A 13,927-nucleotide genomic window follows, 5' to 3' on the forward strand; every position below is an offset into this window, starting at 1 on the left:
GTGAATGAGGCACTCGTGCTAAATATTTTCAAAATACTCCTTATAATATCCGCCCACTTTTCCAGTGTTATCAATGATAAAAATGAATTCTTCCGTTTCATTTTTCACTTCATATTCTTTTCCAACAGTCAACACATTGGATACTAAATATTTTTTCGCATTAGTATTTACACATTTCACTTTTCGGATGGTCGGTGCATCCTTCCATTTCAAATTTAACATAAACATACCCTCTCTTCTCTATATATATCGTTTACAATTATATCATTTATATGATCAGTATATACATGAAAATTATCAAAATACTGTCAGGAGCTTTTGACGTTCAAGGAATTTGAAGAAGTTATGCGGTTTTCCGGGATCAATATTCGGATTTCCAATGGCTTTTTGTCTCTTTATCATATCCCATCTTTCCCCATTCCCGGACATTCGCTTGATTTTCCGTTTGCATGACAAAAAAATTGATTACAAAAGTCGAAGTCTCCAAAGTAAAAAACATTGGCACGATTGAAAACATAGGTACAGTTGTCATGGTACATTTCTGTGCAATTTACATATAATAATGATAAACCATTTTGATTTGTTCTCAAATTTAATGATTAAAAGTCAAAATATTGCAAAAGACTATAGAGTAAACCGTCCCTGCCGTTTCACGAAAACGCTTACGAAAAGGTGATTGCGATGTTAAATTACTTGGATGTCGGGAAAGGTGAAGAAATAGTCTTTATTCACGGGTTAGGCAACCGGATTCAGGCCTGGGCCCCCCAATTGGAACTTACATCCCATTACCGTTTGATTATCATTGAATTGAGGGGACATGGTTACTCTCCGGAAAAGGAAAATATCCAGGTTGAATTCTTTGCCAAAGACATTATTGAAGTATTGGATTATTTGAACATCGATAAAGCGCACTTTGTCGGTCTGTCTTTGGGTGGCATTGTGGCTCTGGAAATATGTAAGCGTTTTAAAAACCGTGTAAAATCCCTCATTTTATGCAATACAACCTACTACATTCCAACCTTGTTTGGAAAATTGACCCTTGAAAAAACGAAACGATTATTGGAGAAATCATCAGTTGATCAATTAAACGAACGGCTCATCAAAAAATGTTTATATAATCCTGAAGAAAAAAATGTTTATGAATTGGCGAAAAATGCTTTTTACATTCGGGAAGATACGTATTTGCAATCCATCCAATCCGCTTTTGGAAGAAACTACTTTTATGATTTATTCACCATTAATGTACCTACGCTGATTATCGGTTCATTGGAAGATAAGGTCGTACCGATTCAAAATGCCTACTTGATGCATTACATGATCAAGTCTTCCCACTTGATTGTGTTTGAAAATACTGGGCACTTGTCAAATATCGAACGGCCGGAACTCTTTAATCTGGCCATTTCCCATCATATACAGCAATATCAAAAGAAAATGAATAAAGTGAGCTGAAAAAGGACCGTTTTCTCTTAATCAAAACGGTCCTTGTCATTATTATTTGTTTAAAGTTCGTCTTAAAAATTCTCTTGTCCGTTCATGTTTAGGATTCACAAGCACTTCCTCAGGAGGGCCTTCCTCGACGATAACCCCTTTATCCATAAATACGACACGGTCTGACACTTCTTTCGCAAACTCCATCTCGTGGGTTACAATGAGCATCGTATTTCCCGCTTCGGCAAGATCCCTCATGACTTTCAACACTTCCCCCACCATTTCCGGGTCAAGGGCGGAAGTAGGTTCATCAAACAACATCACTTCCGGATCCATGGCCAGCGCCCTTGCGATTGCCACCCTCTGCTTTTGTCCACCGGAAAGCTGGCGTGGTCTTGCATGCTTGAATTTATCCATTCCAACGACCGTCAGATATTTCATTGCATTTTTTACGGCCTCTTCCTTTGAACGTTTCAATACTTTGATTTGGCCGATCGTGCAGTTTCCTAAAACATCCAAGTTATTGAATAAATTAAATTGTTGGAACACCATCCCTAAATGGGTGCGGTATTTTCTTTTGTCCAGGCTTTCATCCAAAATATTTTGCCCGTCAAAGATGATTTCCCCGCCTGTAGGTATTTCCAGCAAGTTAATACATCGCAATAACGTCGATTTTCCTGATCCTGAAGAGCCGATCAATGTCACAACTTCCCCTTTTTTAACTTGGAAATTCACATCTTTTAACACTTCATGATCGCCGAATTTTTTATTTAAATGCCGTATATCAATGACCACAGACATTGTTACTCACCACCCTTTTTCGGCTTGTTGCCTGTCACAAGTTCCATCCGGTACGAATCATGGCCGTCCATTTTCCTTTCAAACCATAACAAGATTCGTGTTACAGTGAAAGTCATAATGAAGTACAATACACAGGCAATCAAGAAGGCTTCCGCATAACGATATGTACTACCAGCAACGGAATTTGTAGTGAAGAACAATTCAACGACACTGATAACACTTAATACGGAAGAGTCTTTGATATTCATGACAAGCTGGTTGCCGGTAGCCGGTAATATATTGCGGGCTACTTGCGGAAGGATTATATAGAACATTGTTTGGAAATGGCCCATACCGATCGCTTCACTGGCTTCATATTGTCCCTTGTCGATGGATACGATGCCTCCACGGACATATTCGGCCATATACGCGCCGGTATTCAAACTGATTACAATCAAACCTGCAACGAACCGGTTCAATTGAATATCGATGGCGTATAGTCCGTAAAAGACCACCATGGCTTGTACCATCATCGGCGTGCCACGGAAAATTTCAACATAGCAAGTTAGTATGAAATTGATAGTTTTTAATACAAATGTTTTGAAAGATTTTTTAGGCATTGGAATCGTGTGCATGATACCGATGAAAAAACCGATGATCGCTCCGAAAATCGTACCGAGCACCGCAAGAATCAGAGCAATCCATGCGCCACGCAAAAAGAGATCCCAGTTATTCAGGAAAATATTCCAAACCGTTTCTAAGAAAGACATAAAGAAATCTCCTTATTCATAGTTTTAATTATAATAATGAAACATCCTTGATGAAACAGGAGGAAAATGGAAAAAGGTTGTCTTGTAAAGTGAAAATCTCAAGACAACCTTTCACCACACTATTGTTGTGATGGTTGATTTTTGATAGCGTCTTCCATGATTTGTTGACGTTCTTCTTCGGAAATTCCTGCTAAAATTTCGTTAATTTTATCTTTTAAATCCGAACCTTTTTTCAATCCGACCGCAATGGCAGTATCGGATTCATCCGCCTCAAAGCCGTCTTCAGGAACAATGTAAGTGAAGTTTTTGATGGCTGCTGCGGCAGACATACCTTCTGGACGTTCAGAAATGTATGCGTCAATAGCGCCGGAAGATAATTGGATGCGCATTTGACCGAAGTCGTTTGCCGGAACTTGTTTTTGAACGCCTGTCATTTGATCGATGACTTTATAGTGAGTTGTTCCTTGTTGTGCTGTGACTTTGGCACCTTTGAAATCATGGATGGATTTCGCATTGGCATACGGGCCATCTTTTTTCACAACGATTACAAAGTCGCTTGTATAATAGTTGTCCGTAAAATCGATTACTTCCATTCGTTCAGGTGTTGGTGACATACCTGCAATGACAAGGTCAATGGCACCTGATTGCAATGAAGGAATCAAACCGTCCCAATCCGTTTTTACGATTTCAAGTTCCATTCCAAGCCCTTCCGCAATGCGTTTTGCGATTTCAACGTCATAACCTGCTGCGTATTCTTTTGAATCTTTGATTGGAACCGCACCATTTGAATCATCTTTTTGTGACCAGTTGAATGGAGCATAAGCGGCTTCCATTCCCACCCGCAATACGCCTTTAGAATCGGATGAGGATTCTGAATCCTGTTGTGATCCCTCATTTTTATCATTGCCGGAACCGCATGCCGCAAGTGCTAATACCATCACCATTGCAAAAATTAGTAACATCAGGTTTTTTTTCATAAGCTTCCCCCAGTTTCTGATTAGAGTTGTAAGGCTGCAACAAACAAAAAGCGACCTAAGAAGAACTTAAGGCCGCATCAATTTGTTAGACTAATACCCCTAGTTCCACTTTGGAATAGCACACCTTACATATTAAGTATGTAAGACAGTGTTGCAGTTATTCACTGCAACCCCAGCATAGTTACTTGAGCATATAACTATACTTCGGCGATATTTCCTCATTTCCCATGTCATTGCCCGCTCAAGCTCCTTAGGAAACTAATAAATACCGCACCTCTACCCCACAAAGTGAGGCTAGATATTTAGTTGTTATAAAAAGAATAGCGTAATTTAGGACTAATTGTCAATATTCCTTGGTCATTCTATCCTATCAAATATACTCCCCAACAAAATTGATGGGGAGTATGAAAGTTTGCTTATTATGAATTTAGAAGCAAGTCTTCCGGATTTTCGATCAATTCTTTTACTGTTTTCAAGAATCCTACGGAGTCTTTACCGTCGATGATTCTGTGGTCATAAGAAAGTGCCACATACATCATTGGACGGATTTCAACTTGGCCGTTCACGGCTACTGGACGGTTCACGATTGCGTGCATGCCAAGAATTCCGGCTTGTGTACCATTGATGATCGGAGTTGACATTAATGAACCGAATACACCGCCGTTAGTAATTGTAAATGTGCCACCTTGCAAGTCGGAAAGGGCCAATTTTTTCTCGCGTGCTTTTTGGGCAAGTTCCGCAATTTCTTTTTCGATTTCAGCGAAGTTTTTGCGGTCTGCATCACGTACAACAGGCACAACTAGACCTTCTTCAGTGGATACAGCAATACCGATATCATAAATGTTGAATTTATGAATTTCGTCACCAACGATTTGAGCATTTACATAAGGGTATTTTTTCAATGCTGCAACAACAGCTTTTGTAAAGAATGACATGAATCCAAGTTTGATGCCATTTTCTTTCACGAATTGTTCTTGTTTGCGTTTGCGCAATGCCATTACGTTCGTCATGTCGATTTCGTTGAATGTTGTCAACATGGCTGTGCTTTGTTTTACTTCGAGCAAGCGTTTTGCGATTGTTTGACGACGGCGGCTCATTCTTTCCACAGTCACTCGGGAATCGTCAACTGGTGCCACTACAGGCGCTTTCGTTTGAGCTGGTTGGGCAGCAGGTTGAGCCGGTTTTGCCGCATGTGCTGCAACGTCTTGAACGCGTACACGGCCTTGTGGATCGACTGGTGAAATCGCAGCCAAATCGATTCCTTTTTCACGTGCAAGTTTACGGGCAGCTGGTGATGCCACTACCCGGCCGCTGTTTGTTTCTTCAACAACCGGTGCAGGTTGAGCCGGTTGGGCAGCTGGTGCTTGTTGTGCAGGTTGCGCTTCTTCTTTTGCAGCCTCTTTTGCAGGTTCCGCTTGAGGTGCAGGAGCAGCTCCGCCTTCAGCTGGTTCAACAACGGCGATTGTTTGGCCAACTTGTACTGTGTCGCCCTCTTGAGCCAAAATTTGTGTCAATACTCCCGCTTCTTCTGAAATGATTTCCGCATTTACTTTATCTGTTTCCAATTCAACGATGAATTCGCCTTTTTCAACGCGATCTCCAACTTTTTTCACCCATTGTGCAATGGTACCTTCTGTAATCGATTCTGCTAATTCAGGGACTTTAATTTCAGCCACTTTAGGTTCCTCCTTTAATTCTCCACACTAATCTTTTTTTCTGTATGAACGATGTGTTCGATTATAGATCTGCTAAAGCATCACTGATCACTTTTGCTTGAGCAGCTTTATGTGAATCCGCGTCTCCCTCGGAAGTAGAAGACATTTCTGGACGACCAACATAACGAACTTTTTTGCCTTCTGCAAGTTCGAGTAAATATTCCAATACAAATCTCCAAGGACCTTGGTTTTTAGGTTCTTCTTGCACCCAAACGATTTCTTTCGCATTCGGATATCGAGCGATGATTTCTTTCACTTTATCCATTGGGAATGGGTACAATTGTTCAATGCGAATGATATGAAGTTTATCCAAGCCTTTGCCGTCTTTTACAGCTTCAGCCAAGTCGATTGTCACTTTGCCGGAAGCTAAAATGATGCGTTCCACTTTTTTCGCATTTTGTCCAAGTCCTGGTTGTTCAATCACTTCTTCAAATTTGCCTTCGGATAATTGTTCCAAAGTCGCTGCCGCCAATGGATGACGAAGCAATGATTTAGGTGTTGCAACCACTAATGGGCGCACCGCTTCTGTGCCAAGCATTTTCGCTTGTCTGCGCAATAAGTGGAAGTAGTTTCCTGCATTTGAGCAGTTCGCAACGATCCAGTTGTTTTCAGCGCATAGTTGCAAGTAGCGTTCAATACGAGCTGAGGAGTGTTCCGGACCTTGTCCTTCCATACCATTTGGAAGCAATAGAACAAGTCCTGATTTTAATCCCCATTTTGAACGGGCAGCGGAAATGAAGTTATCGAACATCACTTGGGCCATATTTGCGAAGTCCCCGAATTGGCCTTCCCAAATTGTCAATGCTTTTTCATTTTCAAGATTGTAGCCGTATTCGTAACCGACAATCGCCGCTTCTGTCAATGGAGAGTTGTATACGCTGAAAGATGCTTTGGCGCCTGAAATATGATTTAATGGCGTCCATTCAGAACCATTATTTTTGTCATGAAGCACTAGATGGCGTTGTGAGAACGTACCGCGTTGCGCATCTTGCCCTGAAATGCGGATTGGATTTCCTTCGCGCAAGATGGATGCGAATGCCAATGTTTCTGCATGACCCCAGTCAATTTTGCCAGTTTCCAATGCTTCTGTGCGTCTTTTTAGGATTCTTGCCAATTTGTTTTGTGGCTCGAAGTTTTCCGGCCATGCCAACAATTCTTCATTGATTTGTTTCAATTCATCCGCTGAAACGCCTGTTTCCACTTCTGGATATGGCTGTTTCACGGCTTCAGGCATTTCGATTTCAAATGGTCCTTTTTCTTCGCCGACTTTTTTCACATAGTCGTAGCATTTTTGCATTTCACTATAAACATCTTTGTCCAGTTGTTCAACATATTCTTTCGTCACAACACCCTCATTGGCGATGCGTTCACCATACAACGCACGGACAGTTGGATGTTTATCAACAATGATATATGTGAGCGGGTTTGTCACAGTCGGATCATCTGTTTCGTTATGTCCGTATCTGCGGTAACCGATCAAGTCGATTAAAATATCTTTTCCGAATGTTTGGCGGTATTCAAAAGCGAATTTTGCCACTTGGATAACCGCTTCAGGTTCATCCGCATTCACATGGATAACCGGAATGCCATATCCTTTTGCCAAGTCGGAAGAATAATGTGTTGAACGGGAATCGTAATATTCTGTCGTAAATCCGATCATGTTGTTTGAAATGATATGGATGGATCCGCCAGTTGTGAATCCTTTCGTTCTTGCCATGTTGAATGTTTCTTGAACGATTCCTTCACCGCTGAATGCAGCGTCTCCGTGAACCATCACCGCCAATGCTTTGGAAGTGTCCTGCACCGGTTCACCCGCATTGGATGTTTCTTCTTGGGCCGCTCTTGTAGAACCTGCGACAACAGGGCTTACCACTTCCAAGTGTGAAGGGTTGTATGCAAGTTTTACAGTTAAACCTGATGGCTTATGATAAGTTGCACCCATATGATATTTTACGTCGCCGGTCCAACCTTTGGAAATTTCGATTGAACCGTCTTCCGGGAAGAAGTAATCATTCGGTACATGGGCAAAATCCGCAAACATCATTTCATACGGTTTTTTCACGATGTGAGTCAACACATTCAAACGGCCACGGTGAGCCATACCGATTTGTACGGATTTCATTTGATTAGTTTCTGCGGATTTAACAATTTCATCAATCAACACTACAAGTGTATCCAAACCTTCGATGGAGAATCGTTTTTGTCCAACGAATGTTTTATGAAGGAATTTTTCAAAGTTTTCAACGCGTGTCAGTTGTTCCAACACCGCTTTTTTCTCTTCGGCTGTCAATTTCGCTTTGAAGAATCCTGATTCAACTTTTGATTGAATCCAGTTTCGTTCAGATTCATCTTCAATATGGCTATATTCGAAACCGATTTTATCCGTATATAATGAACGTAAATATTCAATGGCTTGTTTACCATTGGAAACGTTTGCAGGAACATTATTAAAGAATAGAGAAGCAGGCAGTTCAGCCAGATCCGCATCTGTCAAACCATAAGTTGCAGGCTCGATTTTCGCGGAATCCAATGGGCGATCTTTTAATGGATAAACATCTGCCGCATAGTGGCCAAAGGCGCGTATCGCATCAGCAAGGCGAATCGCTGCCAATACTTTTTTCACATCTCCTGTTTGAGCCGCTTGAGCACCACTTGAAGCTTCTTCTAATACTGGAGCACCGAATTGTTGGAATAATTCAACTAAATCCGCATCCACTTCCTCAGGGTTTTGCAAAAATAGTTCATATTGTTCCATCAAATACCCCAAGTTCGGACCAGAAAATGCTGACCAAGGAGTTCCAGCAGTAAAAACATTATTTGACATGAGAAAAACCTCCAAATTTTGCTAAATAGCAATCCGTTTTAATTTTCGAATTCTTCTATTAATATTCATTTATATAATTTGTTGAGAAGAACCTTTTTTCCATTTCAATCTTACTACTCTTCACAAAAAATACAACTATTTTTCACAAAATTAAATGAAAAATTTTCTGTGTTAAGAAAATTTTTTCCTCTACATATTTAGGCAGTCCATCAGGATATGATACATCCATTTTGTTCCATCATTTTCCGTTGATTGTTGATTCCAATCCACCTCCGCAGCAATATTTTTTGAGGTTCCAAACAAAATTGCACCTATTTCAAAATGCCAAGTTTGTTTTCTTTTATCATCATATAAATATTATCTGCAAAAAAATAAATTTGAAAATGGGGAATTTTATGTTTTTCCATGTGCATTTTCAAATCATATGTAAAAAATCTTGGGAGATGGATTTACAAATTTTACACCCATTTGGCGCCCTAACTAATTGTAACATTTGAAAATACAACTTCAAGCAATTTATCTTCAATAATTAAGTAAAATTAACACCCTCTTTTTTCCCCGCTTTCCATGGGTACACTCTCTGCCATCCGGAAAAGGTAACCCCTTTTTTCTTCACGAATTTTGCAAAGGAAACATCCGATCTGCACTTTTCATCCAATGTCAGGTTGGAGGCGGTTTCCTGGACAGAATCACTTGCCTCCCGAATTTTCAACAAATTTTCATCATTATTTCCATAATTGTTTACAATATTTTTTAAATCAACCTTAAAAAAGGTTTAAACTTATATAAAAGTGGTTATTTAATAACTATACACATGACACCCCTAAACACTTTTTTCATAAAGTGTATCATCCTATATTTTTAAAGTTTTGGTGCCACAATTAAATTTCCTTGAATTGTGGCGCATTTTTTTTTTGAAAAAGCATTGTCCTTCGGCTTTTGATGATGAAGAAAAAATAATTTCATTTTGGTTAGTAACATTTTTTAAAAATTGCATATTTTATTTTTGTGCAACATCCATTGAATTCGTAAAATGTACCCAGTTTTGGCTCTTTTCGATGTTGGTAGTATATATGTAAATCATTCTAAAATTGACAAAATCCTTCCTAATTCTTTCCGCTTATTATTCAACTGTATCATATTGGGGTTTTTAGTTGTGCTGTCTTCTGATTTTTAATAAAATTGTTTTATTACATTCACAAACTTTCCACAGAAAATACCGTATTTTTTTAAACAAATTCTTGTAGAATCGATTATATTTATTATAAGATATATTGGTCAAACAACGAAATTATTTTCAGAAAACGTTGGATGCGCCTTTTTAATTTTACGAGTTATTCGGTTGCAGATATGTTCTGTGTTAATTGGAATTTTTTTGAAGATATCCTAAAAAAAGGAGGCGTTTTAATGCTAAAACCTCGTGACTTATTTGAAACTAATGAATTGTACCAATTGATGATCCACCCAACGGTATTCCCTTATGTACGCCACAAAGCGGCAAGCCCGGAGGAATATTTGTTTATCACAAAGCAAATAATCGAAGAAGAGGCGTTGGGAAAAACCATTTCAAGAACGATTCTTGATGAATGGGGTCAACCGATCGGAACAATCAGTCTATACGATATACAAGACGGTGCTGGATTTCTGGGGACTTGGATTGGAGTTCCATTCCAAGGAAAAGGATATAATCAATTAGCGAAAAAAGAGTTTTTGAACGAGATTTTTTTCAAATATAATTTTCACACAGTTTTTCTAAGAATCCGAAAAGAAAACGAAAAATCGAAACGTGCCTCCTTAAAGTTGCAATATGTTATCAACGCGAATGAATTGCATCCGACTTTATATGAGGAAATCAATGCCGGTGAAGCGAAATACGATTTATATAAAATCCCTCGGGATCTATTTTACTTGGTGACCGCCAATGAACAGGAAAATGAAGAAGAACAAGTTATTTAATAAAAAGTAAAAACACCAAATCAAAAAATGATTTGGTGTTTTTTTATTATTTTTCATATTGCAGGATTAATTTGATCATCTCTTTCGGCGTTTTCGGTCTTTCCGCTTTCGACATCGCATCCAAAATGGAATCTTTATTCCGGATTAACGTTTGCAGGGATTTCAGGAACGTTTCTTTCGTCAATTGTTCCTCTTCCAACACTTCCGCAAATCCTTGATTTTTGAACAATCTTGCATTCAATATTTGATCCCCGCGGCTTTTCGATGATGATAAAGGAATGAGCAGCATCGGTTTCTTTAATGCAAGGAATTCAAAAATGGAGTTGGAGCCTGCACGGGATACGACGAAATCCGCCGCGCTGATCAGATCCGGCAATTCCATTGTAACATATTCGAACTGTTTATATCCTTTCAATTCCAATAAAGACGAATCGACATTCCCTTTTCCGCATAGATGGATTACATTGAAATCCTTCAACAGTTCAGGCAAATTGCTCCGGATGGCATCATTCAGGACGACTGATCCCAAGCTGCCTCCCATGACAAGAAGCACAGGTTTTCGATTTTCAAATTGACAAAGTTTGAATCCGCGCATTTTATTTCCTTTAAAAAGCTGTTCACGAACCACCGAGCCGGTGCATGTCGACTTCTCTTTCGGCAAATATTTCAAGGTTTCCCGGAACACGGTGAAAATATGGGATGCAAAAGGCTGGGCCAACTTATTGGCAAGCCCGGGCGTCACATCGGATTCATGGATCACGACCGGTATATTTGACAATTTCGCCGCAATCACGACCGGTACGGACACGAAACCGCCTTTTGAGAATACAATGGATGGTTTGACTTTTTTCAAAATCGCGAAAGCTTGGCCGATCCCTGCCAGCACTTTGAAGGGATCCGTAAAGTTTTTCAATGAAAAGTACCGTCTCAATTTGCCGCTTGAAATGCTATGGTATGGAAGGTCGGGGAAATTTTTTGTAATCAATTCTTTTTCAATTCCATCATGGGATCCGATGTAATGGATGGAATAGCCTTCCTCTTGCAAAGAAGGAATAATCGCTTCATTCAATGAAACGTGCCCTGCAGTTCCCCCACCTGTTAAAACGATTGTTTTTTTGTCCACGATAATTCTCCTATTCTCATGAAACTGCATTCTTGATGATTACATTATGCCGTCAACACTGATTTTATCATAAAGCGCCATAGAAACAATGGTGTAAGCAGAAGGCGGGCCGGATTTTGCCTATTTGCCAGGCAAGCCTGAATCCATTTAATTTTCCAAAAAACCCTCCAACCCACAGCCACACAAAAACACCCACCAATTGAGATGGGTGATTTGTTTTTTCCCTTACATTTGAATGAACTGTTGTGTCCAATAGTATCCATTTTCAACAAAGCCTACGCCGATATGGGTATAATTCGCATTTAATATATTCGCCCGATGCCCTGGTGAATTCATCCATGCATTTACCACCTGTTCCGGTGTTCTTTGGCCTTGGGCAATATTTTCACCAGCCGCTCTGTATTGGATACCGGCTGCACGCATTTGGTCAAACGGGCTGCCGTAAGTGGGACTTGTATGGGAAAAATAACCTAAATTCGCCATATCCTGTGATTTTGCTTTGGCAACGGCCATTAAAGGATTGTACATCGTAAGAGGTTTCAGACCCGCTTTGGCCCGTTCCGCATTTGTCAACTCAACGACTTGTCTTTCAAACTCTGAAACTTGGTTGGTAACAGAAGTTGACGGTTTCTCTTTTGTTGCAGGATTTTCCGATTGCGGCTCTGCATTTTGTGTTGATGGAACTGCAGGTGCCGCTTGTTCCCCACCTTTTGACGGGCTGGATGGATTTCCTTTGAAATAGTGATTGATTTGTTTGGACGTTCCGTTATTTGTCCCTTTGCCGCTTTCTGTTTCATCTTTTGCGGCATGTTGAGAGGCATTTGTCTGTCCTGAAGAATTGTCAGCTATTGAATTTGCCGGAACTTTGACAGCCGTTTTTTCCTCTTCCTGGGTCGCAGTTGGTTGCTTGAAGGCTTTAAAAGGATCGGAAACAATGCTGTTTACGGTCTTTTTTGCCAATTCGGCGGCTTGTGTCATATCTTTCAGAAGTTCATCATTTCCTAATGCCCATCGTTCAATTTTTTTGACGATGATTCCGTTATGATTTTCAAATTTGATGATTTGTATCGTTCCTGGAGGTTGCCCCGTGTTCTCCTTACTGATGGTTGTTGCACTTGCTTGGGGAACCACCGTTGCAAATAAACATAATGCACAAAAAGTCATGAACCATTTTTTCATTATTTTTCTCTCCTTTCAATATATCCATGATAAGGGAGAAAACTTGAAAAAAATGGTCCAGCTATTGCCAAAAACGCCAAATCATTTTCGGCTCAATCATTTAAAGAGTTTTCAGAAGAAAAAAATACAATGTTTTACAACTGAAAAATATATTGCTAACAATAAACTATTGACAAAAGTTGAGATTCACAGATATAAGACATTTCCTTTACGAAATTTACAACCGGTTTTCTTCGCCGATTACAGGTACGGACTGTACATTTTCTCCAATCATGACGATTTTTGGCGGCATCTTCATATATTCCGGAATCCATTGGACCAAACCGTATGCATATTGGAATAACATCGGGTATTGCATCCCTTCGATGGGAACAAAGCCTTTCATCCGATAGACCGTTGCCGGAAGCTCTCTTACCCATTCCTCAAATTCTTCCTGGGTGAAACTGCGGTTGAATTCAATCACTCTTGAATTCAAGTGCAGATGCCGTCCAATTTGGGCAGGTTGAATTTCTTTATCCCCTTTTGTTGCCTGTAAACTTTTCAAACTTGCCAATGGCACCCGTCCATGAGTCGTTTGCAGAATGAAGGCGTTCGGATTGAGCCCTTGCAATTCAAATACCACTCTCGCCTTTTCTTCTTCCGTCAACAAATCGCTTTTATTGGCGAGGATGAGATGGGCATGGCGGATTTGTTCCAGAAAGAGGCTCCGTGCCTGAGGAGAGAGTTGATCCCGCCCAAGCCAACGTCTGCTGTCCGCAACAGTCACAATCCCCTTTATGTTCAACTGGTCCGCAAATAAAGGAGAATACACTGCATCCAGCGCTTCCACCGGATGGGCGGCTCCGGTTGTTTCGATGATGAGCACGTCAAAATCCGCTTCATAAAGCAATGTTTGGATTTGGGCTTCCGTCTTCTCCCCGCCCGTGCAACAAATACAACCGTCAAGGATTTCTTTCAATGGAACATCTTCATCCACCGCTTGGGAGTCAAAGGGGATTTCCCCCAGTTCATTCATGATGACAGCCGGCTTCAAACCTTCTTCTTTCAATTGCCTTAATACGTCCACCAGCATGGAAGTTTTTCCGCTTCCTAAAAAACCGCTGAATAAATAGACATCTTTCACTCATGATTCCTCCAATTCAGAAGAAAGAGCTGACATTCAAAAGTTTGAATGC

At 40.2% G+C, this 13,927-nt stretch carries 10 protein-coding genes, 1 pseudogene and 1 riboswitch; of the genes and pseudogenes, 2 read left to right on the forward strand and 9 right to left on the reverse strand.

Annotated features, from left to right (window positions below; translation table 11 throughout):
* Positions 1 to 18 precede the first annotated feature (18 nt).
* On the reverse strand, positions 19 to 222 hold the full coding sequence (locus NST13_RS03645; RefSeq protein WP_342469361.1) for a DUF6501 family protein: 204 nt from the start codon (positions 220 to 222) through the stop codon (positions 19 to 21).
* Positions 223 to 681: 459 nt separating this feature from the next.
* Here NST13_RS03645 and NST13_RS03650 point away from each other — a divergent pair, with 459 nt between their 5' ends.
* Positions 682 to 1,449 carry an alpha/beta hydrolase gene (locus NST13_RS03650; RefSeq protein WP_342469360.1) on the forward strand — a complete coding sequence of 256 codons (768 nt, stop codon included), beginning with the start codon at positions 682 to 684 and terminating at the stop codon, positions 1,447 to 1,449.
* 42 nt (positions 1,450 to 1,491) lie between these two features.
* Here the strand turns inward: NST13_RS03650 and NST13_RS03655 are convergent, their stop codons facing one another.
* The 5 genes from NST13_RS03655 to NST13_RS03675 all read right to left on the reverse strand — a co-directional run bounded on the left by NST13_RS03655 (position 1,492) and on the right by NST13_RS03675 (position 8,494).
* Positions 1,492 to 2,229: an amino acid ABC transporter ATP-binding protein gene (locus NST13_RS03655; protein ID WP_342581445.1), complete on the reverse strand. Its 738-nt coding sequence runs from the start codon at positions 2,227 to 2,229 to the stop codon at positions 1,492 to 1,494.
* A gap of 2 nt (positions 2,230 to 2,231) precedes the next feature.
* The gene (locus NST13_RS03660) at positions 2,232 to 2,978 is read right to left on the reverse strand and encodes an amino acid ABC transporter permease (RefSeq protein ID WP_342469358.1); all 747 of its coding nucleotides are present in this window, start codon (positions 2,976 to 2,978) and stop codon (positions 2,232 to 2,234) included.
* Positions 2,979 to 3,097: 119 nt separating this feature from the next.
* On the reverse strand, positions 3,098 to 3,955 hold the full coding sequence (locus NST13_RS03665) for a transporter substrate-binding domain-containing protein (protein ID WP_342469357.1): 858 nt from the start codon (positions 3,953 to 3,955) through the stop codon (positions 3,098 to 3,100).
* A 108-nt stretch (positions 3,956 to 4,063) separates the two neighbouring features.
* Positions 4,064 to 4,242, reverse strand: a riboswitch (Lysine riboswitch).
* A gap of 132 nt (positions 4,243 to 4,374) precedes the next feature.
* On the reverse strand, positions 4,375 to 5,631 hold the full coding sequence (odhB, locus tag NST13_RS03670) for a 2-oxoglutarate dehydrogenase complex dihydrolipoyllysine-residue succinyltransferase (RefSeq protein ID WP_342469356.1): 1,257 nt from the start codon (positions 5,629 to 5,631) through the stop codon (positions 4,375 to 4,377).
* Between the two features lie 61 nt (positions 5,632 to 5,692).
* Complete coding sequence (locus NST13_RS03675) at positions 5,693 to 8,494, reverse strand: 2-oxoglutarate dehydrogenase E1 component (protein WP_342469355.1); 2,802 nt, start codon at positions 8,492 to 8,494, stop codon at positions 5,693 to 5,695.
* 1,407 nt (positions 8,495 to 9,901) lie between these two features.
* Between NST13_RS03675 and NST13_RS03680 the strand changes: the two genes are divergently transcribed.
* Positions 9,902 to 10,450, forward strand: a complete 549-nt coding sequence (locus tag NST13_RS03680; RefSeq protein WP_342469354.1) for a GNAT family N-acetyltransferase — start codon at positions 9,902 to 9,904, stop codon at positions 10,448 to 10,450.
* A gap of 46 nt (positions 10,451 to 10,496) precedes the next feature.
* Here the strand turns inward: NST13_RS03680 and NST13_RS03685 are convergent, their stop codons facing one another.
* From NST13_RS03685 to NST13_RS03695, 3 genes and pseudogenes are all read right to left on the reverse strand, one after another.
* Positions 10,497 to 11,573, reverse strand: coding sequence for an undecaprenyldiphospho-muramoylpentapeptide beta-N-acetylglucosaminyltransferase (locus NST13_RS03685; RefSeq protein ID WP_342581446.1), 1,077 nt, complete (start codon positions 11,571 to 11,573; stop codon positions 10,497 to 10,499).
* A gap of 225 nt (positions 11,574 to 11,798) precedes the next feature.
* A pseudogene (locus tag NST13_RS03690) lies at positions 11,799 to 12,176 on the reverse strand (CAP domain-containing protein); the annotation flags it as partial.
* Positions 12,177 to 12,969: 793 nt separating this feature from the next.
* Positions 12,970 to 13,875, reverse strand: coding sequence for a GTP-binding protein (locus NST13_RS03695; protein ID WP_342581447.1), 906 nt, complete (start codon positions 13,873 to 13,875; stop codon positions 12,970 to 12,972).
* Positions 13,876 to 13,927 lie beyond the last annotated feature (52 nt).

The sequence above is a fragment of the Ureibacillus sp. FSL W7-1570 genome, assembly GCF_038593265.1.
Lineage (GTDB): Bacteria > Bacillota > Bacilli > Bacillales_A > Planococcaceae > Ureibacillus > Ureibacillus suwonensis.

Bases quoted from the DNA above. Each gene is read 5' to 3' on its own strand.
- NST13_RS03645 (WP_342469361.1), bottom strand. From the start codon at position 222: ATGTTAAATTTGAAATGGAAGGATGCACCGACCATCCGAAAAGTGAAA.
- NST13_RS03650 (WP_342469360.1), top strand. From the start codon at position 682: ATGTTAAATTACTTGGATGTCGGGAAAGGTGAAGAAATAGTCTTTATT.
- NST13_RS03655 (WP_342581445.1), bottom strand. From the start codon at position 2,229: ATGTCTGTGGTCATTGATATACGGCATTTAAATAAAAAATTCGGCGAT.
- NST13_RS03660 (WP_342469358.1), bottom strand. From the start codon at position 2,978: ATGTCTTTCTTAGAAACGGTTTGGAATATTTTCCTGAATAACTGGGAT.
- NST13_RS03665 (WP_342469357.1), bottom strand. From the start codon at position 3,955: ATGAAAAAAAACCTGATGTTACTAATTTTTGCAATGGTGATGGTATTA.
- NST13_RS03675 (WP_342469355.1), bottom strand. From the start codon at position 8,494: ATGTCAAATAATGTTTTTACTGCTGGAACTCCTTGGTCAGCATTTTCT.
- NST13_RS03680 (WP_342469354.1), top strand. From the start codon at position 9,902: ATGCTAAAACCTCGTGACTTATTTGAAACTAATGAATTGTACCAATTG.